This is a genomic window from Streptomyces axinellae, from assembly GCF_039532135.1.
Classification (GTDB): Bacteria; Actinomycetota; Actinomycetes; order Streptomycetales; family Streptomycetaceae; genus Streptomyces; species Streptomyces axinellae.
Map to the genome: position 1 here is coordinate 102,149 of NZ_BAAARJ010000023.1, position 22,927 is coordinate 125,075.

The 22,927-nt window shown below is 71.9% G+C and carries 19 protein-coding genes; 5 read left to right on the forward strand and 14 right to left on the reverse strand.

The features are described 5' to 3' along the window. Positions 1–25: 25 nt before the first annotated feature. Together ABD339_RS28835 and ABD339_RS28840 are read right to left on the reverse strand one after the other, a co-directional pair. Positions 26–994, reverse strand: coding sequence for an ABC transporter permease (locus ABD339_RS28835; RefSeq protein WP_344570069.1), 969 nt, complete (start codon positions 992–994; stop codon positions 26–28). A gap of 26 nt (positions 995–1,020) precedes the next feature. Continuing rightward, positions 1,021–2,613 (reverse strand): ABC transporter substrate-binding protein, encoded by a 1,593-nt coding sequence (locus tag ABD339_RS28840; RefSeq protein ID WP_344570070.1) that lies wholly within the window; start codon positions 2,611–2,613, stop codon positions 1,021–1,023. Positions 2,614–2,895: 282 nt separating this feature from the next. Between ABD339_RS28840 and ABD339_RS28845 the strand changes: the two genes are divergently transcribed. Next, positions 2,896–3,717, forward strand: coding sequence for an SAM-dependent methyltransferase (locus ABD339_RS28845; protein WP_344570071.1), 822 nt, complete (start codon positions 2,896–2,898; stop codon positions 3,715–3,717). After that, positions 3,627–5,855: a putative bifunctional diguanylate cyclase/phosphodiesterase gene (locus tag ABD339_RS28850; protein ID WP_425576127.1), complete on the forward strand. Its 2,229-nt coding sequence runs from the start codon at positions 3,627–3,629 to the stop codon at positions 5,853–5,855. Before ABD339_RS28845 ends, ABD339_RS28850 begins: the two co-directional genes overlap by 91 nt. 66 nt (positions 5,856–5,921) lie before the next feature. On the opposite strand, the gene ABD339_RS28855 is transcribed toward ABD339_RS28850, so the two are convergent. Further along, entirely contained in the window at positions 5,922–6,857 is a 936-nt protein-coding gene (locus tag ABD339_RS28855; protein ID WP_344570097.1) for an alpha/beta fold hydrolase, read from the reverse strand. A gap of 49 nt (positions 6,858–6,906) precedes the next feature. Continuing rightward, a complete protein-coding gene (gene lacZ / locus ABD339_RS28860; protein WP_344570073.1) occupies positions 6,907–10,113 on the reverse strand; it encodes a beta-galactosidase, LacZ type in 3,207 nt (1,068 codons plus the stop codon). Between the two features lie 300 nt (positions 10,114–10,413). Between lacZ and ABD339_RS28865 the strand changes: the two genes are divergently transcribed. After that, positions 10,414–11,595, forward strand: a complete 1,182-nt coding sequence (locus ABD339_RS28865) for an acyl-CoA dehydrogenase family protein (protein ID WP_344570074.1) — start codon at positions 10,414–10,416, stop codon at positions 11,593–11,595. A gap of 50 nt (positions 11,596–11,645) precedes the next feature. Here the strand turns inward: ABD339_RS28865 and ABD339_RS28870 are convergent, their stop codons facing one another. Together ABD339_RS28870 and ABD339_RS28875 are read right to left on the reverse strand one after the other, a co-directional pair. Further along, positions 11,646–12,137, reverse strand: a complete 492-nt coding sequence (locus tag ABD339_RS28870; protein ID WP_344570075.1) for a DinB family protein — start codon at positions 12,135–12,137, stop codon at positions 11,646–11,648. Between the two features lie 70 nt (positions 12,138–12,207). Then, positions 12,208–12,834, reverse strand: a complete 627-nt coding sequence (locus ABD339_RS28875) for a class I SAM-dependent methyltransferase (protein WP_344570076.1) — start codon at positions 12,832–12,834, stop codon at positions 12,208–12,210. Between the two features lie 115 nt (positions 12,835–12,949). Here ABD339_RS28875 and ABD339_RS28880 point away from each other — a divergent pair, with 115 nt between their 5' ends. Further along, positions 12,950–13,543, forward strand: coding sequence for a helix-turn-helix domain-containing protein (locus ABD339_RS28880; protein ID WP_344570077.1), 594 nt, complete (start codon positions 12,950–12,952; stop codon positions 13,541–13,543). Between the two features lie 70 nt (positions 13,544–13,613). Here the strand turns inward: ABD339_RS28880 and ABD339_RS28885 are convergent, their stop codons facing one another. From ABD339_RS28885 to ABD339_RS28910, 6 genes are all read right to left on the reverse strand, one after another. Further along, positions 13,614–14,201, reverse strand: a complete 588-nt coding sequence (locus ABD339_RS28885) for a GAF domain-containing protein (protein ID WP_344570078.1) — start codon at positions 14,199–14,201, stop codon at positions 13,614–13,616. Continuing rightward, positions 14,152–14,793 (reverse strand): GTP-binding protein, encoded by a 642-nt coding sequence (locus tag ABD339_RS28890; protein ID WP_344570079.1) that lies wholly within the window; start codon positions 14,791–14,793, stop codon positions 14,152–14,154. The genes ABD339_RS28885 and ABD339_RS28890 overlap by 50 nt, the downstream gene beginning before the upstream one ends. Continuing rightward, on the reverse strand, positions 14,771–15,223 hold the full coding sequence (locus tag ABD339_RS28895; protein ID WP_344570080.1) for a DUF742 domain-containing protein: 453 nt from the start codon (positions 15,221–15,223) through the stop codon (positions 14,771–14,773). The genes ABD339_RS28890 and ABD339_RS28895 overlap by 23 nt, the downstream gene beginning before the upstream one ends. Positions 15,224–15,231: 8 nt before the next feature. After that, positions 15,232–15,648 (reverse strand): roadblock/LC7 domain-containing protein, encoded by a 417-nt coding sequence (locus ABD339_RS28900; protein ID WP_344570081.1) that lies wholly within the window; start codon positions 15,646–15,648, stop codon positions 15,232–15,234. A gap of 32 nt (positions 15,649–15,680) precedes the next feature. Further along, a complete protein-coding gene (locus ABD339_RS28905; RefSeq protein WP_344570082.1) occupies positions 15,681–17,981 on the reverse strand; it encodes an ATP-binding protein in 2,301 nt (766 codons plus the stop codon). Positions 17,982–18,281: 300 nt separating this feature from the next. Continuing rightward, positions 18,282–18,980: an alpha-ketoglutarate-dependent dioxygenase AlkB family protein gene (locus ABD339_RS28910; RefSeq protein WP_344570083.1), complete on the reverse strand. Its 699-nt coding sequence runs from the start codon at positions 18,978–18,980 to the stop codon at positions 18,282–18,284. 186 nt (positions 18,981–19,166) lie between these two features. On the opposite strand from ABD339_RS28910, the gene ABD339_RS28915 reads away from it, so the two are divergent. Continuing rightward, positions 19,167–19,961 carry a tyrosine-protein phosphatase gene (locus ABD339_RS28915; RefSeq protein WP_344570084.1) on the forward strand — a complete coding sequence of 265 codons (795 nt, stop codon included), beginning with the start codon at positions 19,167–19,169 and terminating at the stop codon, positions 19,959–19,961. Between the two features lie 44 nt (positions 19,962–20,005). Here the strand turns inward: ABD339_RS28915 and ABD339_RS28920 are convergent, their stop codons facing one another. After that, positions 20,006–21,397: an aspartate aminotransferase family protein gene (locus ABD339_RS28920; RefSeq protein WP_344570085.1), complete on the reverse strand. Its 1,392-nt coding sequence runs from the start codon at positions 21,395–21,397 to the stop codon at positions 20,006–20,008. Then, a partial coding sequence (locus tag ABD339_RS28925; protein WP_344570086.1) for a 1-deoxy-D-xylulose-5-phosphate synthase N-terminal domain-containing protein occupies positions 21,394–22,927 on the reverse strand: 1,534 nt, incomplete at its 5' end. The genes ABD339_RS28925 and ABD339_RS28920, both read right to left, overlap by 4 nt.

A 22,927-nucleotide genomic window follows, 5' to 3' on the forward strand; every position in this document is an offset into this window, starting at 1 on the left:
GGCGCGGACCGCTCGCGTACGGTGCTCACATCTCCTCCCAGGCGACGCGCGGATCGGCCAGCCCGTAGAGCAGGTCGGACAGCAGGTTTCCGGCGAGCACGGCGGCGGTCGCCAAGGTGGTCAGCGCGGCCAGCAGCGGGAAGTCCGCCGCGGTGGCGGCCTCCACGGTGGCGGAGGCGATGCCCGGCCAGCTGAAGACGGTCTCCACCAGCAGTGCGCCGGTGATCAGTTCGGGCACCCGGGAGCCGATGAGCGTGAGCACCGGCAGCAGTCCGGAGCGCAGGGCGTGTCCGAGCAGTACGGTGCGCTCGGCCAGTCCTCTGGCCCGTGCGCCGCGCACCGCGTCCTCCTCCAGCGCGTCACCGACGCCCTGGCGTACGTACAGCAGGAACCACGGCACCTGGGAGATCCCGAGCACCAGTGCGGGCAGCGCCAGGTGGCGCACCAGCGCGCCGGTGGTCACCGCGTCGCTCCCGGAGTCGGTCAGCCCGCCGGCCGGCAGGACGCCCAGCTGGACGGCGAACAGCCAGATGCCCAGCAGTCCCAGCCAGAAGGGCGGCGCGGCCTCCAGGGTGTAGGAGACGGAGGTGACGGCCCGGTCCAGCAGCCCTCCCCGGCGGCGCGCCGCGGCCACGCCGAGCGCGGTGCCGGCCAGCACGGCGAAGGCGAAGCCGACGGCGCACAGCAGCACCGACCAGCCCAGCCGTTCCCCGATGGCCTGGGTGACGGGCTGGCGCAGCGCTGTGGAGTCGCCGAAGTCGCCGCTCAGCGCGCTGGTGAGCCAGTCCCACCAGCGCTGCGGGAAGGGGCCGTCCACGTTCAGGTTGTGGCGCAGCTGGTCGAGGGTCTCCTGGGAGGCGCTGAGCCCGGCGGAGCCCGCGTACTGCTGTACGGGGTCGAACGGCGAGGCGGCGGCGACGGCGAAGACCCCGAAGGTCACGGCGGCCAGTACCGGCAGGCAGGCCAGCAGCCGCCGCCCGATGAGACGCGCCATGGGCGCCCACAGAGCGCGGCGGGCGGTCACTTCTCGGGCTGCCAGTCCTGGACGTTCCACCAGGGTCCGGCGCCGATGCCGTGATCGTGCGGCTCGACCTGGGTGGTCAGGCCCCGCCACTTGTCGTCGAGGACGTAGACGTGGTCGATGTGGGTGAGGAAGGTGTAGCCCGGGTTCCTCTCAAGAGCCTGCTGGGCCTTGTCGTAGGCGGCCTCGCGGACGGACTTGTCGCGGCTGCGGCGGCCCTTGTCGAGTTGCTCGTCCACGGTCTTGTCGCGGTAGTGGCCGAGGTTGTTCCAGCCGTCGCCGATCTGCGAGGAGTGCAGGGTCGGGTAGAGGTCGAAGTCGGGGTCGGCGGGGAAGCCGTTGCCCATCAGCATCGCGTCGTGCTCCAGCTTGGGGCGGATGACCTCGCGGCTGCCGGCCTGGACATGGACGTCGATACCGGCCTTCTTCGCGTCGGAGGCGTAGGCGAGCGCGTGGTCCTGGCGCAGCTTGTCGCCGGAGAAGTACCAGAGGGTGAAGGCGGCGCGCCTGCCGTCCTTGACCCGGATGCCGTCCTTGCCCGGCTTCCAGCCCGCCTTGTCGAGGATCTTCTTCGCGCCGCCCAGGTCGTGGGGGCGTTCGGTGCCCTTGGCGAACCAGGGCTCGTCCACCGGCAGCGGCCCGTAGGCGGGCTTGCCCGCGCCGTTGAGGATGGACTTGACCATGGCCGCGCGGTCCACGGCCACATCGAGGGCGCGGCGGACGGCCTTGTCGCCGGTCACCGGGTTGTCGGTGGGGAGCGTCACGGCGCGGTAGTCGGCGGTCTTGGCGCTGAAGACGCGCCTGTCGCCGTCCTTCTCGTACGCCTTGGCGAGGTTGGGCGGCAAGATGGCGCCGTCCAGGTCGCCGGAGCGCAGCCGGGTGGCGCGTACGTCGTCGTCCTCGATGACCGCGACGGTGAACCGCTTGATCTTCGGCTTGCCGCCCCAATAGTGCGGGTTGGCCTTGAAGCTGAGCTTCTCGCCCTTGCGCCAGCTGGTGAGGATGTAGGGCCCGGTACCGACGGGCTTGGTGTTGTACGCGCCGGTGTTGACGTTGGTGCGGCTCGCGACGGCCTGGGAGGCGATGGGCAGGACGGTGCGCTCGGCGAAGGCCGCGTAGGGGTACTTCAGGGTGAAGACGACCTTGTGGTCGCCCTCGGCGCGGACGCTCTTGAGCGCGTCCAGCTCTCCCTTGGAGGCGTTGTTGGTCTTCTTGTCGAGGATCGTCTCGTAGGTGTAGACGACGTCCTTGGCGGTGAAGGGCTTGCCGTCGCTGAATTCGACGCCCTTGCGGAGCGTGTAGGTGTAGGTCCGGCCGTCGGAGCTGACCTTGGGCAGGTCCTCGGCGAGGGCGGGCTTGAGCCGCATGCGCGCGTCGTGGGTCAGGAGGCCGTCGAAGATCTTCGAGTTGCCTTCCTTGCCGTAGCCGAGCAGCGGGCTGAGGGTCTCCGGCTCCTGTGCGACGCCCACGGTGAGGGAGTCCGTGCCGCCGCCCGGACCGCCGTCGCTGGGCGCCGAGCAGGCCGCCACGCCCGCGAGGACCGCCGCGGCGGTCGCTGTCGCGGCGGCTGTCCGTACGGTCCGGACCGTCATGGGTGGCACACTCCTTGTTCAAGATCGCGAGTTCTTGCGAACGATTCGCAATTAAATCATGGGCCGAAGGATCACCCTCCGGCTACCTTTGTGCCGTCTTCGAGCCCGACCGCGGCATGCGCCGGAGTGCTATGCACCGATACCTCCGGTAAGCACCGACAGGATCCCGATGAGATCCGGTCGCAGAACCTTCGTTTCCTTCCGCCCGCCGCACCCGGGTCAGTAGCCTCGTGCACCCGACCGGAACTCCCCGGTGAACTCAGCGAGCTGGAGACCCCCTTGATGGAACGTCCCGCCTGGGCCCCACAGGGCATCGATCTCAACGTGCCGAGCGTGTCGCGGATGTACGACTACTACCTCGGCGGCTCGCACAATTTCGAGATCGACCGGGAGACCGCGCGGCGCGCGATCGACGCCTGGCCGGGACTGCCCAGGATCATGCAGGCGAACCGGGCCTTCATGCGCCGCGCGATCCGGTTCGCGGTGAGCGAGGGCATCGGGCAGTTCCTCGACATCGGCTCGGGCATCCCCACCTTCGGCAACGTCCACGAGGTCGCCCGCGGCCTCGACCAGGACGCCCGGGTGGTCTATGTGGACAACGACCCGGTGGCCGTCGCGCACAGCCGCGCGGTACTGGAGGGCGACCCCAAGACCGGCATCGTCTCCGCCGACTTCCGCTCGCCGCAGGACATCCTGGAGAGCCCCGAGGTCGAGTCGCTGCTGGACCTGCGCAAACCCGTCGCGCTGATGCTGGTGGCCCTCCTGCACTTCATCGAGGACCGCGACGAACCCCGCAAGACCATCGCCGACCTGGCCCGCGAACTGGCCCCCGGCAGCCTGCTGATCGTCTCCCACGGCTCCGCCGACAACGCCCCGCGACGCGACGGGGGCAGCGCGCTGCGGAAGGTCTACGAGTCGGCGAGCGCGCCCCTGATAGCCCGCTCCCAGGACGAAATCGCCCCATTCTTCGAGGACTTCGAGATGATCGACCCCGGGCTCGTCCCACTCTCCAGATGGCGCCCCGACAACCCGTCCGAACAGGAGGACACCGCCGTCCTCGCCGGCGTCGCCGGAGTGGGCCGCAAGGCAGGATTGTCCGGGTGACCTGCGAGGACGAGCGCGAAGGGCTCGACGACAACCAGGACGGGCTACGCCGCTTCGCCAGGATCTGGAGCCGCGCCATCTACCCGGCCACCCAGACCTCCTTGACCCGCGCGGAGCTGGAGGACTACCTCTACCCGCTGGCCCGCCGCCTGGCCGACGCGCTGCACGACCACCCGTTCACCCCGGCGCCGGGCCGCGAGGTCGGCGAAGCGCTGGTCGCCGCGCACTGCACCAGCCCCGACGCGCTCCCCCACATCCTCGGCGTCATCGAGTCCTACCTCGTGCTCTACGGCAGCACCCCGGGACTGCTCAGCGTGGACGACGCCAGATCGCGCAGTGCCAGGCTCCAGCACGCCATGGCAGCCGGCTTCACCCGCGCCGTGCGCGAGCGCACCCTCGCCGAACAAGAGGCGCTCTCCCGTGCCGCGCTCGCCGCCCAATCGGCCGTCGGAGAAGCGCTGCACGCCTCGGAGACCCGCTTCCGCACCGTCTTCAAGGACGCCACCATCGGCATCGGCATCGCCGACATGAACGGCCGGCTGCGCGACGCCAACGGCGCCCTCGCCCGGATGTTCGGCCACTCGGAGGAGGAGATGCGCCGGCGCAACATCAACGACTGGGTGCATCCCGACGACGCCCCGGAGGTGTGGCGGCTCCACCGGGAGCTGGCCCGGGGCGAGCGCGACCACTTCCGCGTCGAGAAGCCCTACCAGCGCCCGGACGGCACGGTGTTGTGGACCAACCTCACCGTCTCGCTGCTGCGGGACGCCGAGGGCGAGCCCCGCTACCAGCTCGCGCTCATGGAGGACATCACCGAGCGCCGCCTGCTCCACCTGCGGCTGCGCTACGAGGCGACCCACGACGAGCTGACCGGGCTGCCCAACCGCACGCTGTTCGCCGAACGCCTCGACCGGATCCTGGCGCCGGGCAGCGGGATGAAGCGCTTCGGGCTGTGCTACCTCGACATCGACGGCTTCAAGACCGTCAACGACAGCCTGGGGCACGCCGTCGGGGACCAGCTCCTCATCTCCGTCGCCGAGCGCCTCCAGTCGTGCACCACCGTGCCCGCCCACCTGGTGGCCCGCATCGGCGGGGACGAGTTCGTCATCCTGATCTCCGACCCGGCCGACCGCGAGGAGGTCACCGCGCTGGCGCGCGCCGCGCTGGCCGCGCTGGCCACCCCCATCGCCGTGGACGGGCGCGAGCTGTCGGTGCGCGCCAGCATCGGCATCGTCGAGGGCCCCTCCAAGGAACTGGACCCGGCCGAGGTGATGCGCAGCGCCGACATCACGATGTACCGCGCCAAAGACGCCGGCGGCAACCGCTACGAGCTGGCCGACCCCGACTCGGACGCGCGTGCCATAGACCGGCACAGCCTCACCAACCACCTGCCCGCAGCGCTGGAGCGCGACGAGTTCTTCCTGGAGTACCAGCCGCTCATCCGGATGAGCGACGGTCATGTGGACGGCGCCGAGGCGCTGGTGCGCTGGAAGCATCCGGTGCACGGCAGGCTGGGCCCCGACCGGTTCATCCCACTGGCCGAACACACCGGGCTCATCGTGCCGTTGGGCCGCTGGGTGCTGGAGCAGGCCGTGGCCCAGACCTCCACCTGGGCGGGCGGACAGCCGCTGCGGGTGAACGTCAACCTCTCGCCGCGCCAGCTGCACCACCCGGACCTGGTGCCCGACACCATCGCCGTCCTGGAGGCCGCCGGGGTCCCACCGTCCTCACTGTGCCTGGAGGTCACCGAGAGCGCGCTGATAGGAGCGGACGAGGACGAGCTGAAGCCGCTGTGGCAGCTGGCGGAACTGGGCGTGGACATCGCCCTGGACGACTTCGGCACGGGCTACTCCAACCTCGCCAACCTGCGCAAGCTGCCCGCCACCACCCTCAAGCTGGACCGCTCCTTCACCCAGGGGCTCCAGCGCCACCCCTCCGACCCGGTGGACGTCACCTTCGTGGAGGGCATCGTCTCGCTGGCGCACGCGCTGGGGCTCGCGGTGACCGTGGAGGGCGTGGAGACCGAGCATCAGGCCGACCAGCTGCGCGACCTGGGGTGCGACACCGCGCAGGGCTGGTACTACGCGCGGCCGTCCGCCGCCGCCGAGTTCGCCAAGGACTGGGCCACCACAGGGTGAGCGGGTGAGGCGGGTGCCGCGCCCGCGGTTCTCGCCGTGGCCGCCGCGGGCCCCCGGCGTTCCCGCTCAGCCGCCTGCCGTCAGGTGCGCCTCGAACCACTCCAGCAGGTCGGCCCGCACCGTCTCCCGGTCGGTCTCGTTGAGGATTTCGTGCCGCGCCCCCGGGTAGCCGCGCCAGGTCAGGTCGCGCAGCCCCGCGTAGCGGTAGTCCTCCAGGAGTTCGTAGACGAGCGTCATGCCCTGGTTGCACGGGTCCAGTTCGCCCACGGCGATATGGACGGGCAGCTCGCGCGGCACCCTGGCGAGCTGGGCCGGGTCGTTGATCTTGCGGGAGCCGAGGACCCAGTCGCGCGAGAGCCCCGCGCTGAAGGCGAAGCCGCACCGCTCGTCCTGGGCGTAGCGATCGACCTCGGCCTCGTCGCGGGAGAGCCATTCGAAGCCGGTGCGGTGCGCGAAGGCGTCGTTGAAGGAGCTGAACAGCTCGGCGGTGAAGTCACTGGCCGCATCCCGGCCGCCCTCGGCGATCTCGGCCTCCAGCCGGGCGAGGTCGCGCTCGGCCTCGCTGCCCGGCAGCGAGCGGAACGTGCCCGAGAGCACCAGCCCGCTCAGCCCCTGCCCGTGCTCCTGGGCGTAGTCGCGGGCCAGTTGGGAGCCCATGCTGTGCCCGAGGAAGAAGAACGGGGTGCCCTCGGGGATCTCGGCGCGCACCCGGTCGCCGATCTCCTTGAGGTCGGCGACCGTGCTGCGCCAGCCCTCGGCGCCCACGGCGCCGTAGCCGCCGGTGTGCTGCGCCGTCGCGCCGTGGCCCCGGTGGTCGGAGGCGACCACGGCGTAGCCGCTGCCGGTCAGGAAGCGGGCGAACCCGTCGTAGCGCTGGGCGTGTTCGGCGGCGCCGTGTGCGATCTGGACCAGGGCTCGCACTCCGCCCCCGGGCAGCCACGTGTAGGTGGCCACCCGCGTCCCGTCCGCCACGGTCGTGAAATCGTCGCGCCGTTCCCTCACATCCAGCACAGCAAGCCCCTTCGCGCTTCCGCTCCCCGGCCGCGGCGGATCATCCCGCCGCGCGCAGCCGGTAACCGTAGCGGTAGGTCCGGTCCGCGTGAAGGAGGTACTCCTCCAGCGGCGGAGCACCCCAGGAGTCGTTGCCGCCGACGCCCATCTGCCGGTGGTTGACGCCCAGGACGGTTGCCTCGCGCGGCTTCAGCTCGTAGGGGTGCCCGGGGCCGTCCAGGTCGAACGGGGTGAACCGCAGTGCGCTCAGCTCCAGTTGCTCCCCTTGCCCCCTGCCCTCGGACTCGACGCGCAATCCGGTGCCGTCCTTGGCGGTGAGCGTGGCCCAGCGCACATCGGTGACGTTGCCGCACTGCTGCGGGCGCACATACGGCGTGAACTGGTCCGCCACGCTGGAGCGGTAGTGCCCCACCCTGGCCCCGGTCTTCCGGTCCTGGTAGTTCTCCTGCGGCCCGCGCCCGTACCAGCCGAAGGCGCCGTAGCGCTCGGGAAGGGTCAGCAGCGCACCGACCATCGGCAGATCGGGCAGCCCCTTGCCCGGCTCCAGCGTGTGCGCGACGCGGACCTCGCCGTCTCCGCGCACCGTGAAGACGGTGGTGTACGAGGAGGTCGCGGGCGCGGTCGGCAAGGTGGCGCGCACCTCGATCCGGACGACGGAGCGGCCCTCGCGGGAGGTGCGCACCGAATCGGTCGTCCGCTTGCCGCCCGCCTCCTTCCAGGTCTTCGCCGTCTGGTGGAACTTGCGGCCGATGTCGTTGTCGGTCGGCCCCCGCCAGAAGTTGGGCACGGGCCCCTCGGTGAGCAGCCGGGTGCCCCGGTGCCGGAAGTCGGTGAGTGTGCCGGTGGACTTGTCGAGGGTGAGGGTGAAGTCGCGTCCGCTGACGGTCACCGCGTCGCCGGTCTCCGCCACCTCGACCGGTGGCAGCCCCTCCGGGTCGGGCTCCCCGGGTGCGGGCCGCTGCCAGTCGGTGAGCTGGAGCTGCCCTCCGGCGACCTCGTGCCCGGCCTTCGCCCAGGCGGTGTCGCGGCGCAGGACGAGGGAGAGGTCGAGCCAGTACTCGGCGCCGGGAGCCGACCGCGCGGGGCGCTGGAGCGGGAGGTGCACAGTGCTGCTGCCGCCGGGTTCCGTGCGGGGCGGGCGCAGGCCGCCGTGCTGGAGGCGCTCGCCGTCGCGGGTGACCTGCCAGCGCAGTTCGTAGGCGTCGAGCCCGGTGAACAGCTGCTTGTTGCTGATCTCGACCTCGCCGCGCGCCACCGCGCCCCCACCGCCGCCTCGGAAGGAGACGCGCTGGTAGACGTGCTTGACCTCCTGGAGTTCGGGGTCCGGCTCCCGGTCGGCGCGCACGACGCCGTTGCAGCAGAAGTTCTTGTCGGTCGGATATCCGGGCACCCAGTCGCCGCCGTAGGAGAGATAGGTGCGCGAGGGGTCTCCGGGGACGGGGCGGGTGATGGCCTGGTCCACCCAGTCCCAGATGAAGCCGCCGTGGAGGTTGGGGTAGCGCTCGAATATGTCCCAGTATTCCTGGAAGTTGCCGGTGCTGTTGCCCATGGAGTGCGCGTATTCGCACAGCAGGAACGGCTTGGGGTTGCCGGATTTTCCGTACTTCTCGACCTCGGCGGGCGGCGCGTACATGCGGCTCTCGATGTCGGCCACCGCGTTCATGCCCTCGTAGTGCACGGGTCTGGAATCGTCCCGCTCGTGGATCCAGTCGGCCATCGCGCGGAAGTTGTCGCCCTGGCCCGCCTCGTTGCCCAGGGACCATATGACGACGCACGCGTGGTTCTTGTCGCGCTCGACCATGCTGCGCGCCCGGTCGAGGCAGGCGGCTTTCCACTCGGGCAGCGAGGCGGGCAGGTCGTCGCGGACCTCGTGGGACTCCACGTTCGCCTCATCGACGACGTAGAGGCCGTACTCGTCGCACAGCTCCAGCCAGCGCGGCGCGTTGGGGTAGTGCGAGGTGCGGACGGCGTTGATGTTGTGCTGCTTCATCAGCCGGATGTCGCGCAGCATGACCTCCTCGGGCACGGCCTGACCGTGCACCGGGTCGGTCTCGTGCCGGTTGGTGCCGGTCAGCACGAGGGGCTTGCCGTTGATCTCCAGGGCGCCGGGCCCGAAGGTGATCTCGCGGAAACCGAAGCGCACCCGCTGGACCTCGGTGCGCTCCCCGCCGGGTGCCCGCACACTCAGGACGAGCGTGTAGAGGCTGGGGCTCTCGGCCGACCACAGCTTCGGCCCGCGCACCTTCCCGGTCAGCACCACCGCCGCCGTGCCGGAAGCCGGCGGCTCCACGCTGCCGCTGAGCGGGCCGGCGTCGGTCTCCCGGCCCTCGGCGTCGTAGAGCGTGCCGGTGACGGTGTACGCGCCCGCGGCCCCTCCCGTGGTGTCGCGCACCCGCACATGGACGTTCAGGCCGGCGCGGGTGCGGGCGCCGTCGAAGGCGGTGCGCACCTCGACGTCGTGCAGGTGGACACGGGGGACGGAGTAGAGGTGGACCTCCCGGAAGATCCCGGACAGGTCGATCATGTCCTGGTCCTCCAGCCAACTGCCGTCCGACCAGCGGTAGACCTCGACGGCGAGGGTGTTGTCGCCCTCGCGCAGCCACTCGCCGATGTCGAACTCGGCCGGGGTGTAGCTGTCCTCGCTGTATCCGACGCGCTGCCCGTTCACCCACACGAAGAAGGCCGACTTCACGCCCTGGAAGGACAGGAGGGTGCGGCGCCCGCGCCAGTCGTCCGGCACGGTGAAGGTGCGCCGGTAGGAGCCGACGGGGTTGAAGTCCTGTGGCACGTGCGGCGGTTCGGGCCGCTCGTAGCCCGTCCACGGGTAGGCGATGTTGAGGTAGATCGGCTCGCGGTAGCCGTGCATCTCCCAGTTGGACGGTACGGGGATGCGGTCCCAGTCGCTGTCGTCGAAACCGGGGAGGTGAAAGCCCACGGGCCGCTTGTCCGGGTTCTCGGACCAGCGGAAGCGCCAATTGCCGTTCAGTGAGCGGTAGTAGGGCGAGGCGGCGCGATTTCCCCGGAGTGCGGAGGCAGTGTCCTGGTACGGCACGAGCGCCGTGCGCGCCGGTTCACGGTTGACCGCGAAGGTGGTCGGGTCAGCGTCCCACTCCTTCCCGGCTCCGCCGCCCTTCGGTCCGCTGTCGGCGGCGAAGGCCGCCTTCTGTTCACCGAGGGCGGCCCACCCTGCGAGAACACCGCCACTTGCCGTCAGAAAACTCCGTCGTGCCCATGGCTTGGCTTCCATAGCTCACAAGACACCACAGGGTTCAAGGGATATCAACGCTTTCGCACAGCCCCTTTCCCGCTCCCACATCACTACCGGGCGCCCCCGCACCCACCCGCACGCCAGTCCCAGAGGGTAACGGTGCCATGCCACTGGGTAATGCTCCCCGGGGCGTCGAGGGCGCTGGAAGATCGCGCACCGAAACCGCGCAACGGGACCGCGCGCCCCTCCCCTGCCCGCGCACCACCGGCTCAGCCGGAATCGCAGCCCGCAGCCCCCGCCGGCCCGGCCGGCGGCGGCCATCTGGGAGGAGGGCTCGTCATGGACAGCTACTTCACAGCTCCCCGGCACACCCGGCTACGTGCCGAGGTGCGCGACTTCGCCGACCGGGAGGTGCGCCCCCGGGTCCCGGAGATGGAGGCGTCCCGCACGGTCTGCCAGGAGGTCTCCCGGCGCATTGCCCGGCGCGGCTGGATCGGGGTGACGGTGCCGCGCGCGTACGGCGGGATGGGCGCCGGCCACCTCGCCAAGACCGTGATCATCGAGGAACTGTCCCGGCAGAGCGGGGCGATGGGCGCCATGGCGCAGGCATCCCAGCTGGGGGCCGCGAAAATCGTCCACTTCGGAGACGAGACGCAGAAGAAGGACTGGCTCCCCGCGATCGCCGCCGGCGACTGCCTGCCGACCATCGCCGTGACCGAACCCGGCTCCGGCGGCCATGTCCTGGGCATGACCAGCACCGCCGAACGGCGCGGAGACCACTACCTCCTGAACGGCCGCAAGGTATACGTCGGCAACTCCCACGTGGGGGACCTGCACGGCGTCGTCGCCCGGACCGGCCCCGGCTCGCGCGGCCTGTCGGCCTTCCTCGTCGAAGCCGACCGCCCCGGCTGTGGCCTGGCCGAACAGCGGCCCACCATGGGCCTGCACGGCTTCAGCTTCGGAGAGCTGGTCTTCGACAACTGCCGTATCCCGGCGGCCAACCGGATCGGCGAGGAGGGGGACGGCCTCGCGGTCGCCTACTCCTCCAGCGTCCTGTACGGCCGCGCCAATCTCACCGCCGTCTCCCTCGGCCTCCACCAGGCGATCCTGGACGAGACGGTGGCCTTCTGCACCCAGCGCGAGCGCTACGGCGCCCCTCTCTCGGAGCTGGGCACCGTCAAACTCAAGCTCGGCCAGATGCAGTCCCGGCTGATGACGGCCCGGCTCGCCGCCTACCACGCAGTGCACCTGCTGGACCAGGGTGCCGCGTGCGACGCGGAGCTGATGAACGCCAAGCTGGTGAACGTGGAGTACACGCTGGACTCGGCCCGCACCGCGATGGAGATCCACGCCGCCTGCGGACTGTTCACCGACCGGCCCGTGGAGCGCTTCCTGCGCGACGCGCACCACCTCTTCGCCCCCGCCGGCACCTCCGACATCCAGCTCCTGCGCCTGGCCGAGACCGCCCTGGGCACCGCGAAGGGCTCCTGGTCGCACCGGCTGGCGGCCTCGGGCCACTGAGGGACAGGCCGTCGGGGCCCCAGGTCGACATGGCTTCGGATCGCCGAGGTTCAGCGCCCGGTGGAGCCGTCGACGAGTTCGCGGAGGATGTCCGCGTGCCCCGCGTGGCGACCGGTTTCCTCGATCATGTGGGTGAGGGCCCAGCGCACGCTCGGCGCCTGGTCCGTACGCCCCGGCCGGGGAAGCGGCGTGCCGAGATCGGTGCACGCGTCGAGAGCCTCGTTCGCGCGCTCGACGGTCTCCCGGTACCGGGCCACGACGTCGGCGACGCTGTCGTGCGGGGCAGGCCGGAACGTCGCTGGCCAGTCGGTCGCCCTCTCGCCGAGAAACATCATCTTCTCGACGGCGATCAGATGGGTGAGCAGGCCGAGCAGACTCGTGCCCGAGGGCACCGCCGACGCCCGGACCTGCGGTTCGGCGGCTCCCTCGACCTTGGTGGCGACCGACTCGCGCAGATAGTCGAGGAATCCGCGCAGCACCTCCGCTTCGCTGTCGGCGGTACGGGGCGGCGGGGTGTCACGGCGGCGGGATGCGGCGGTCACGACGTTCTCCTTGTGCCTGTTGTGCGTGTGTGCGTGTGCATGGGGCAGGCGTGCGCGGGGCCGCGCGCGGTCAGTGCGTACGGCGGATGAGCAGGACGTGGTCGATGACCTCGGCGGTGCTTCCGTCGGGACCGGTCGCGATCCGGTGCGGCATATCGGCGCGTTCGACCTTCCAGCGCTCGGTGGAGAGGTCCAGCGCGGCGGCGACCTCCCCGGGGGCCGGATACCGGACCTCCGGGTCCTGGTTCCACGACCACGGCGCTGTCGATCCGTGATCGACGACCAGCAGCCACCCGCCCGCACGCAACTGGTGGGCGGCGGAGCGGAGGGTGACCGTCCGGTCTTGCTCGTAGGGGGTGTGAAAGTAGTGGGCGGTCACCAGGTCGAATTCCCGTGCGGGCAGCGAGGAGCGTACGTCGTGCTGCTCGGCGGTGATCCGGTCGCTCAGGCCGATCGCGCGGGCCCGCCGGGCGAGCCTCGTGGCCGCCACGGCGGAGATGTCGAGGGCCGTGACCTGCCAGCCCCGGTCCGCGAGCCACAGCGCGTCACCGCTGCCACCGCATCCGAGATCCAGCGCGTCCCCCGCCGGCAGTCCGGTGACCGTCTCGACGAGGCGGACGTTCGGCTGCGGATCGGCGGCCGCGGGCCGCTCCGCGTACACCGCGTTCCAGTACCGTGCCGCATCGGAGCTGTCCATCGGGTTCCCCTTCCCTCGATTTTCCCTCGGTTTTTCCCTCGGTTTCGATGCGGCCAGTGTCGGCCGGGGTACCGCGAAGTGGCGCGAATCCTTGCCGTTTCGGCAAGCTGGACCCATGGACCCCGCAATGGAAGACGTGCTCGACACGGTCGGGCCCCGGCTGCGTGCGCTCCGGCATACGCGCGACATCACCCTGGCCGGCCTGTCCGCGACCACCGGAGTGTCCGAAAGCACTCTGTCCCGCCTGGAGAGCGGCCAACGCCGGGCGACCCTGGAACTGCTGCTGCGGCTCTCCCACGTCTACGACGTCCCGCTGGACGATCTCGTGGGCGCCCCGCGCGCCGGCGACCCCCGGATCCACCTGAAGCCGATCCGGCGGTTCGGGATGACGTTCGTGCCCCTCTCCCGGCGGCCGGGCGGCACACAGGCTTTCAAAATGATCATCCCGGCGCGGCCGGAGCCGCTCGAACCGACACCGCAGACCCACGAGGGCTTCGAGTGGCTGTACGTGCTCAGCGGCACCCTGCGGCTGGTGGTGGGAGAGCGTGACTGGACGGTGCGGGCCGACAACGCCGCCGAGTTCGACACCTCGTTGCCGCACTGGCTGGGGAGCGCGGACGGCGGAGCGGTGGAGCTGCTCGTCCTGTTCGACATGCAGGGGGCGCGCGCCCATGTACATTCCGGCCGCGCGCCCCGGAAGAAGTCCTAGCTCGTCGCGGTGCGGCCCCCGACGGCTGCGCCCCGCCCCTCCCCGGTACTGCCCACCGCGGCAGGCCCGTTCAGCCTCGTGTCGCAGCCCCTGCCTCGCGCTGGTGGATCCGCTCCACCAGTTCGGCCGCCATCGACTTGATGGTCTTCAGCCCCTGGCGTCCCCAGGGCCTGGGTTCCTGGGCGACCACGCACACGGTGCCGAGCGTCATGCCCGTACGGTCGATCAGCGGCGCGCCCAGGTAGGAGCGGATGCCGATCTCGTCCACGACGGGGTTGCCCGCGAAGCGCGGGTAGTCGCACACGTCTTCCAGCACCAGCGCCTTGCGGCGCACCACCACGTGCGGGCAGTAACCGTGGTCGCGTGCCATCACCCGGCCCGGCCTGGCGGACTCGGCCTCGCGGGGATCCAGCTCGACGGCCCGGCCCGTGGCGGGAGCGTAGAGGCCGGCGAAGTACTGCCGGTGCTCGTCGATGAAGTTGACCATCGCGTACGGCGCCCCGGTCATCCCGGCCAGCCTGCGCGCGAATTCGTCGAACTCGGGCAGCGGTGCCTCGCCGAGCCCCAGCTCCCGCAGTCTGACGACACGGCGCGGCGCCTCGGCGTCTTCAGGAGTGAGGAGGAGGTGGCTCGTGGGGTCGAAGGACGTCGGGGGCATACGGGCTCCATGTGTCGATCAGATGCTGCACCAGTGAGACCAGGACTCCCGTGCCGGAGCTGGCGTGCCGGGCGTCGCAGCGCACGACCGGCACTTCCGGCTTGAGGTCCATCGCGGCACGTACCTCCTCGGGGGCGTAGCGGAAGGAGCCGTCGAACTCGTTGACGGCGACGATGAAGCCGATGCCTCTGCGCTCGAAGAAGTCCACGGCGGAGAAGCAGTGTTCGAGCCTGCGGGTGTCGGCGAGCACCACAGCGCCCAGCGCCCCCGCGCACAGCTCGTCCCACAGGAACCAGAAGCGCTCCTGGCCGGGGGTGCCGAACAGGTACAGGACGTGCTTGGTGCCGAGGGAGATGCGGCCGAAGTCCATGGCCACGGTCGTCGTCGCCTTGTCCTCCACCCCGGTCAGGTCATCCGTGCCCACACTGGCCTGGGTGAGCAGTTCCTCGGTGCTCAGCGGCTCGATCTCGCTGACGGCACCGACGAAGGTCGTCTTGCCGACCCCGAAGCCTCCCGCGACCAGGATCTTCAGCGCCGTGGGAAAGGGATCGCCGGGCCGCGTGTGCGGCTCAGAGTCGTCTACGGAGCCCATCCAGCACCGCCTCCAGCAGTTCTCGGTCGGTCGGGTCGGGGCCCAGCGGCGCGCGGGCGGGGGCCCGGGCGGAGATCGCCCCGCAGTCGGCCAGGTCCGACAGCAGGACCTTGGTGACGACGGCGGGCAGCCGTATCTGCGCCGCGAGTTCGGCCACCGGGACCGGGCCGCCGCACAGGCCCAGCACCTGGATGTGGTCGGGTCCCAGATAGCCCTGCGGGCGCGCGCCGGTGGCCCGTACCAGGGTCATCAGGTCGAAGTGCGCGCTGGGCCTGGTCCGTCCCCCACAGACGGTGTACGGCCTCACCAAGCGGCCGGCGTCCTCGTCCAGCAGCGGGGGCGCCACCCGCGCTCCAGCGGCGTCCGGCCCTGCCGGGTGGCCCCCGCGTGCCTGGCGGGGGCTGCCGGGGCCCTGCTGGGGAGTGCGCATCGGCGGCCTCAGTGCCCCACGCGCTGCCGTGCGGGGGACGCCAGACAGGGCCGGACGCTCTTGACCAGCATCGCCATCTCGTAGCCCAGCACCGCGGCGTCCGCCTCGCGGTCCGCGAGCACCGCCAGGCAGGCGCCCTGTCCCGCCGTGGAGACGAAGAGCAGCGAGACCTCCAGCTCCACCACCACCTGCCGCACTTCGCCGCCCTCCCCGAGCCGGACCCCCGCGCTGCGGGCCAGGGAGTAGAGGCCGGAGGCGAGGGCCGCCATGTGGTCGGCGGTGTCGGGCTCCAGGCCGTGCGCGGCTTTCACCAGCCCATCCACCGACAGCAGCAGCGCGCTGGTGGTATGCGGTACGCGCTGCACCAGGCCGGTCAACAGCCAGGAGAGGTCGGTGTTCTGCGCCACCGGGGCTTCGCTCACCATGATCGCGTTCTTCTCCTTGAGGGCGGGCCACGCTAGAGGGCGGGGCGTGAGGTGTCCCCGTCGGAGGCGGGGGACGAAGCACCGGGGGCCCCGCCCGCGGCGGGGTCGGATCCCTCGGTGAGATCGGGGCGGTCGGGGCGGTTGGGGCGATCGGGATGACCGGGGCGGTCGGACAGGCCGGGCGGCCCCGAGGCGCCGAGCGGCGAACGGGCGCCGAGCGGCCCGGTGACATCGGGCCGCCCCCGGGTGTCGGGTCGCCCCGGCGTCCGGGCGGAGCGGGCCGCGCCACCGGTTCCCGGGCCTCCCTCATCGGTCTCGCACGCGTCGTGGGCCAGGCTCGTACCCCGCCGGAAGGCCGCCATCAGCCCCGGGTCGTGGCCCTCTGCGGCGATCGCCTCGGCGCGGGAGCCCAGACGGGCGGGCGGCGGATCGCGCAGTTCGGGCACCAGGTGTTCCTGGCGGCGGCGCTTGGGCAACAGGGGGCGGCCGTTGCCGGGTTGTTGCTCACCGGCGCTCCCCCACGGTTCGTCGCCGCCCTCCCAGAACTCCCCGCCCCTCCCCCGGGAGCGCCGCCCGCCGCGCGGGTCGGCCGCGACCGCCTCCGTCTGCTCGCCCGTCGCGGGCCGCGCCGAGGACCGGCGCGTCGGGGCCCCCGGGGGCACGGCGGGCGGCTGTTCGTCATACGTCCATGACTGGTCGGGGCGGACGGGTGGCACCGTCTCCCGCCGGTGGCCGTGCGGGGACCGGGTGCGGCTTTGCGAGCGGGGCCGCGGGTCGGGCACCCCCACGGCCGGATGCGGTACGCCCTCGGCCGGACACACGGGCACCGGCTGCCCGTCGGCCTGCTCCTGGCGCGGCGCCGGCCCCCGCTGCGACCCGGCGGACGGCGAGCCCGCGTCCTCCCGGCCCGCGCCCGCCTGCGCCGGAACGGCGGCGGCCCCGGCTCGCACCGGCCCCGTCGGGGGGCCGCTCGCGGTCCCGGTCCGGCTCGCGGCATCGCCTGCGACGCCGGCAACCCCTGCCTTCCCGGCTCCCTCGCCGGGGTCCCCCAGCAGTCCCTTGGGCAGCACGAGTACGGCCTGGACGCCGCCGTAGATGTTGCTCTGGAGCTGTACGACGACGCCGTGCCTCCGAGCCAGCGCCGAGACCACGAAGAGCCCGATACGGCCGTCCCGCAGCAGGCCGGGGACGTCGATCCGGCCGGGTTCGCAGAGCACCGCGTTCATATGGCTCTGCTCTCCCGCCGTCATGCCCAGCCCCCGGTCCTCGACCTCGACGGCGAGTCCGGCGGTGACGTACTGGGCGCGCAGGAGCACCTGGGTCTGGGGTGCGGAGAAATTAGTGGCGTTCTCGATGAGTTCGGCGAGCAGATGGATGACGTCCGCCACCGCGTGCCCGCGCAGCGTGCCCTCGAGGGGGGGCACGAGCTTGACCCTCGGATACTGCTCGACCTCCGCGATGGCGGAGCGCAGCACTTCCGTCATCGAGACCGGGCGGGTCCACTGGCGCCGGGAGACGGCGCCGCCGAGCACGGCGAGGTTCTCCGCGTGGCGCCGGATGCGGGTGGCCAGATGATCGACGTGGAAGAGGCCCTTGAGCAGGTCCGGGTCCTCGACCTCGTTCTCCAGCTCGTCGAGCAGTTCGATCTCCCGGTGCACCAGGGACTGCAAGCGGCGGGCGAGGTTGACGAAGACCTCCACCTTCTCCTCGCTGCCGCTGTACGTGCCGCGGACCAGCGCCGCCGCCTCGGCGACCGCGGCCTCGGCGCCGCGCCGGGCGAACGCCGCCTCGTAGGAGAGCAGGTCCAGCACGTCTCCCGCGGGCTCGCCCTCGGGGGCCGGGCTGCGGGGTGCGGGGCGCTCGCCACGCTCCAGCGCGCGCAGCATCGACTCGATCTCGCTCTGTCCGCGTGCGGTGGAGCGGCGCAGCGCGGTGCACCGCTCAACGGTGCCGCGCGCCTCGGAGGAGGCCAGCATGGCGGCGGTCACGATCACCGCGCAGACCAGCAGCAGGCTGCCCGCCAGCACGCCCCAGACGGGAGCGCCCAGGGCGCCGGGCCCCGGGACGGCCGTGACCTCGATCCCGCCCCGGAGCCGCAGCACATAGGCGACCACGGCGGCGCCGGCGACCGCGACCAGCCCCGCGGGCAGCACGGCCAGCCGGACCAGGCGGCGGCGCACCGCCACGTCGCCGGCGCTCTCGCGTGCGGAAGCCCGGCCGTGCCGCCGCCGCTCGCCGCTCGCGCCGGGGGACCCGGACGGAGCGACATCCGCGGAAGCGGTACCGGAGGTTCCCGTTCCTGTCTGCGCCGTGTAGCTCGGGGGTTCAGGCATGCGGTCCTCGGAGGGAGTTGAGGGGTGCGGAGGTGCGGGGGTGACGGAGCCGTCGCCACGCTAGCTCTCGCGATGCCCCCTGACCGGCCGGGACGGGGTATTCGCCACCCCTCGCCAGCTCCCAACGAGTGAGAGCCCAGGTTTCCGCTTGACCCCCCGCGCCCCCCGCCTGCCCCCTCACGCCCCCGCCCTCTCCCCCACGCGCCCCTTCGCATGCCTCTCAGGCGGGGTTCGGCAGGGGACCGGCAGGGGGGAACAGGGACTCGACGGGGGCTGAACAGGGGTTCGGCGCGGGGCAGTTCAGTAGGCCCGCACCGTCACGTTGACCCGCCCGTCCAGCCCGAGCGCGGCGGGCGCCGTGCCCGCCTCCGTACGGGGCACCCCGTGGTACGCGAGCCTGCTGGGACCGCCGAAAACGAACGCGTCGCCGCTGCGCAGCACCACCTCCCGCCAGGGCCTGCCCCGTCCTCGGGCGGTCCCGAACCGGAAGACGCACTCGTCCCCCAGGCTGAAGGAGACGACCGGTTCACCGGAGCGCTCATCGCTGTCGCGGTGCATGCCCATACGCGCCGAGGCGTCGTAGAAGTTGACGAGCGCGATGTCATACGGGGCGGCGCACGGCCCCTCCCCGTACGCCCCACGCCCCGGCCCCGGTCGGGGCCCGGACCCGGCTGCCAGGACGGCCGAGGCGTCGTCCACGGCGGACCGCGCCCACTCCCCCAGCCACCCCGGGAACGGCTTGACGCGCTCGCCCCCGCCGTCCACCACGGTCGGCGCGTAACCGTAGGGGAACCAGTGGCGGCCGAGGCTCAGCTGGCGTACCGACATCTCCCCGCCCCCTGGCATCCGCACCGTCCGCAGCCCCGCCGGGGGCCTCGCCCACTCCCGGCACGCCGTCAGCAGTTCGCGCTGCTCCTTCTCGGGCAGCCAGTCCGGCAGGTGTACCGCGCCAGGGGCGATCTCCTCCGGTTCCCGCGAGAACAGCTCACCCAAGGTCATCCGCCGATTCTGCCCCGGCCGTCACCCGGCGCCATCACGGCCCCCGGGACAGCCTGGCAGGGCCTGGGTACGGCGCGGATACGGCAGTGGCTGCGGGTCGGCCGGCCTGCGGCGACAAGCCCTGGAGCTGCGAAGATTCCGTGTCGTATGGTCGGTGCGATGCCGTCGCAGAAACGAGGAGAAGCCGTGAGCCGACAGCCCGCCGAACCGCAGCTGACCGGGGTGCGCAACTTCCGTGACCTAGGCGGCCTGCCCACAGCGGACGGGCGGCGGGTCCGCCAGGGCGTGCTCTTCCGCAGTGGTCACCTCGCGCACGCGACGGATGAGGACACGGTCTTCCTCGGCGGCCTGGGCCTGCACACGGTCTTCGACTTCCGCAACAAGGCCGACCAGGCGCTGGAGGGGCCCGACATCGACCTGCCGGGCGTGCGCAACCTCAACATCCCGCTGTCGGACCCGGCAGACGGCGCGGAGTTCTGGCAGATGGTGCGGGACGGCGAGCTGGAACAGCTCCGCGCGATCCTGGGGGACGGGCTGGCCGCCGCGCGGATGACCAGCTCCTACCGCACGATGATCTCCTCCCGCACCGCCGAGCACAGCCGCATCCTGCACGCACTGGCCGAGGACAGCGTGCCCGCGCTGATGCACTGCGCCGCGGGCAAGGACCGGGCGGGGCTCTCGATAGCCATCACGCTGCTGGCGCTGGGCGTGGAGCGGGGCCCGATCGAGGCCGACTACCTGGAGTCGAACTCCCCGCACCGCCGGTACCGGGTGCGCCGCAGCGAGAAGTCCAGCGCCGGGATGTCGCCCGAGGTCATGGAGCTGCTGGCGCCGCTCTTCGACGCGCGGGCCGCCTATCTGCACGCGGCGTTCACCACCATCGACCAGACCTGGGGCGATGTGGACACCTACCTCACGGAGGGGCTCAAGCTCTCGCCCCGGACCCGGGCCCGCCTCCAGTCCCGGCTGCTGGAGGACTGACCCCGGGGCCCGGGCCGAGCCACGCCCCGGACTCCCCACCCCGCTCAGCGGTTGGCGACCGCCTGCTTGACGAGGGTGCGGCCGAACTCCCACATGAGGCCGCTGCCGCCGTGCGCGTCGTCCATGACCTGGGTGAAGGCATCGACGAAGCGCTCGACCTCGGCCTCGCCCACCACCAGCGGCGGAATCAGCTTGATGACCTCCAGGTGGTCGCCCGATACCTGGGTGAGGATCCGGTGCTTCTGGAGCAGCGGAGCCACCACCAGCTGCGCGAACAGGCCCTTGCGGGCGGCCTGGAGCATCGCCCAGCGGCTGCGCAGGCCCAGGGACCGGGGCTTGCCGAACTCGATACCGATCATCAGCCCCCGGCCGCGCACCTCGTGCAGCAGCTCGTACTTGTCCACCAGGGCCGCCAGCCGGGTGCGCAGCAGGTCTCCGGTGCGGCGGGCGTTCTCGGTGATCCGTTCCTCGTCCATGACGGCGAGCGTGGCCAGGCCGGCGGCCATGGCCTGCGCGTTGGAGCCGAAGCTGGCGGAGTGGACGAGCACCCGGTCCATCGAGGAGTAGACCTTTTTGAAGATCCACTCCTTGCCCAGTGTCGCCCCGACCGGCACATAGCCGCCCGAGAGCGACTTTGCGACACACACCAGGTCGGGCGCTACGTCAGGACCGGCCAGTTCGTGCTGGTAGGCGAAGAAGTCCCCGGTGCGGCCGAGCCCGGTCTGCACCTCGTCGGCGATCAGCAGCGCCCCGTGCTTGTGCAGCAGCTCACGGGCCGCGCCCAGATAGCCGGGCGGCGCCGCGTGGACGCCCTTGCCCTGGATGGGTTCGACGACCAGCGCGGCCACGTCGCCCGCCGCCAGCTCCCGCTTCAGCGCGTCCAGATCGCCCAGCTCGACGGCGGTGTCCGGCAGCAGCGGTGCGAATCCGTCGCGGAAGCCGTCCTCGCCGTTGACGGACAGCGAGCCGGTGGTCAGCCCGTGGAAGGCGTGGGCGCAGTAGAGGACGCGCGGCCTGCCGGTGGCGTAGCGGGCGAACTTCAGCGCGGTCTCGACGGCCTCGGTGCCGCTGTTGCCGAAGAAGACACGCTCCAGTCCCGGCGCGTTGGACAGCAGCCGCTCGGCCAGCAGTCCGGGCAGCGGCTGGCAGTCGAAGCGGGTCAGGTCGGCGAGCTGCGCGTCCAGTACGTCGTGCAGTGCCTGCCGTACGACGGGGTGGTGACGGCCCAGGCCCATGACGCCGAAGCCGGCGAGCATGTCGAGGTAGTCGTTGCCCTGGTCGTCGTAGAAGTACGCGCCCTCGGCCCGCTCGTAGTTCCGGTCGAAACCGATGGTGTGCAGCATGCGCGGCAGCTGGTGGTTGAGATATCGCGTGTGCAGCTCATAGCGCTCGCCGCCTCGTTCGGCAAGCAGCTTCGTCAGGTCGAAGCCGGTCACGCCACGCTCCCTTCACTCATGCGGGCGGGTGCGCCGGCCGGGTCCCGCCGCCTCTCCGCCTCCCAGCGCTCCCGCCTGACCCGCTCCCGCTCCTGGGCGCGCGCCAGCTCCTGTGCGGCACGGGATGCGATCTCGACGGGGGTCAGCCCCAGTTCGGCCAGCAGTTCCTCGCGCTTGGCGTGCGGCAAGAAGCGCTGCGGCAGCCCGAGGGAGCACAGCGGCACCTCGGCTCCCGCGTCGCGCAGCGCCTCGGCGACGGCGGAGCCGACGCCGCCGGTGCGCCCGTTGTCCTCGACGACGGTCACAGCCCGGTGCCGTTCGGCCAGCGGCACCAGTTCGGGGTCCAGGGGCTTGACCCAGCGCGGATCGACGACGGTCGCGCCGATACCCCGCTCCGCCAGCAGCGCCGCCGCCTTCAGGCAGGCGGGCACCATCGCGCCGACGGCGACCAGCAGCACATCCTCGCCGTCGCCCTCTTTGAGCACGTCCACACCGCCCACGCGGCGCAGCGCCTCGACCGGCTCGGCCACGCTCGCCTTGGGCAGCCGCAGCACCGTCGGCGCGTCTTCCACCGCCACGGCCTCCCGCAGTTCCTCGCGCAGCCGCTCGGCGTCCCTCGGCGCGGCCAGCCGCAGCCCCGGGACGATCTGGAGGAGGGACATGTCCCACATTCCGTGGTGCGAGGCGCCGTCGGGCCCGGTGATCCCCGCTCGGTCCAGTACGAAGGTGACGCCGCAGCGGTGCAGCGCGACGTCCATCAGAAGCTGGTCGAAGGCGCGGCCCAGGAAGGTGGCGTAGACGGCGACGACCGGGTGCAGCCCGCCGGTTGCCATTCCGGCGGCGGAGACGGCGGCGTGCTGCTCGGCGATCCCCACGTCGTAGGTCCGGCCGGGGTACGCCTCGGCGAAATCGGCGAGGCCCACCGGGTGCAGCATGGCCGCCGTGACGGCGACGATGTCGGGCCGCTCGGCTCCCAGGCGCACCATCTCCTCGCCGAAGACGGAGGTCCAGGACCGGCCTTTCGACGGTTCGACCGGCTCGCCGTTGACGGGATCCATCCGGTTGACGGTGTGGAAGTGGTCGGTCTCATCGGCGAGCGCCGGCTCGTAGCCCCGCCCCTTCTCGGTGAGGCAGTGCACCAGCACGGGCCCGCCGAACCGTTTCGCCCGGCGCAGTGCGGACTCGACGGCGGCGATGTCGTGCCCGTCCACGGGGCCGACGTACTTCAGCCCGAGGTCCTCGAACATGCCCTGCGGCGCGAAGGCGTCCTTGAAGCCCTTCTTCGCGCCGTGCAGGGAGTCGTACAACGGCCTGCCCACCACGGGCGTGTGCTGGAGGACGCCCTTGCCCCAGGCCAGCACCCGTTCGTACTCGTCGGTGGTGCGCAAGGTGGCCAGGTGGTCGGCGAGGCCGCCGATGGTGGGCGAGTAGGAGCGCTCGTTGTCGTTGACGACGATGACCAGCGGACGGTCCTTCGCGGCGGCGATGTTGTTCAACGCCTCCCACGCCATACCGCCGGTCAGCGCCCCG

Excerpts from the sequence above, each read along its gene's own strand:
- ABD339_RS28895 (WP_344570080.1), bottom strand. The coding sequence starts at position 15,223 with ATGCGCACTCCCCAGCAGGGCCCCGGCAGCCCCCGCCAGGCACGCGGG.
- ABD339_RS28835 (WP_344570069.1), bottom strand. The coding sequence starts at position 994 with ATGGCGCGTCTCATCGGGCGGCGGCTGCTGGCCTGCCTGCCGGTACTG.
- ABD339_RS28845 (WP_344570071.1), top strand. The coding sequence starts at position 2,896 with ATGGAACGTCCCGCCTGGGCCCCACAGGGCATCGATCTCAACGTGCCG.
- ABD339_RS28875 (WP_344570076.1), bottom strand. The coding sequence starts at position 12,834 with ATGGACAGCTCCGATGCGGCACGGTACTGGAACGCGGTGTACGCGGAG.
- ABD339_RS28900 (WP_344570081.1), bottom strand. The coding sequence starts at position 15,648 with ATGGTGAGCGAAGCCCCGGTGGCGCAGAACACCGACCTCTCCTGGCTG.
- lacZ (WP_344570073.1), bottom strand. The coding sequence starts at position 10,113 with ATGGAAGCCAAGCCATGGGCACGACGGAGTTTTCTGACGGCAAGTGGC.
- ABD339_RS28880 (WP_344570077.1), top strand. The coding sequence starts at position 12,950 with ATGGACCCCGCAATGGAAGACGTGCTCGACACGGTCGGGCCCCGGCTG.
- ABD339_RS28850 (WP_425576127.1), top strand. The coding sequence starts at position 3,627 with ATGGCGCCCCGACAACCCGTCCGAACAGGAGGACACCGCCGTCCTCGC.
- ABD339_RS28840 (WP_344570070.1), bottom strand. The coding sequence starts at position 2,613 with ATGACGGTCCGGACCGTACGGACAGCCGCCGCGACAGCGACCGCCGCG.
- ABD339_RS28865 (WP_344570074.1), top strand. The coding sequence starts at position 10,414 with ATGGACAGCTACTTCACAGCTCCCCGGCACACCCGGCTACGTGCCGAG.
- ABD339_RS28910 (WP_344570083.1), bottom strand. The coding sequence starts at position 18,980 with ATGACCTTGGGTGAGCTGTTCTCGCGGGAACCGGAGGAGATCGCCCCT.
- ABD339_RS28905 (WP_344570082.1), bottom strand. The coding sequence starts at position 17,981 with ATGCCTGAACCCCCGAGCTACACGGCGCAGACAGGAACGGGAACCTCC.
- ABD339_RS28885 (WP_344570078.1), bottom strand. The coding sequence starts at position 14,201 with ATGCCCCCGACGTCCTTCGACCCCACGAGCCACCTCCTCCTCACTCCT.
- ABD339_RS28890 (WP_344570079.1), bottom strand. The coding sequence starts at position 14,793 with ATGGGCTCCGTAGACGACTCTGAGCCGCACACGCGGCCCGGCGATCCC.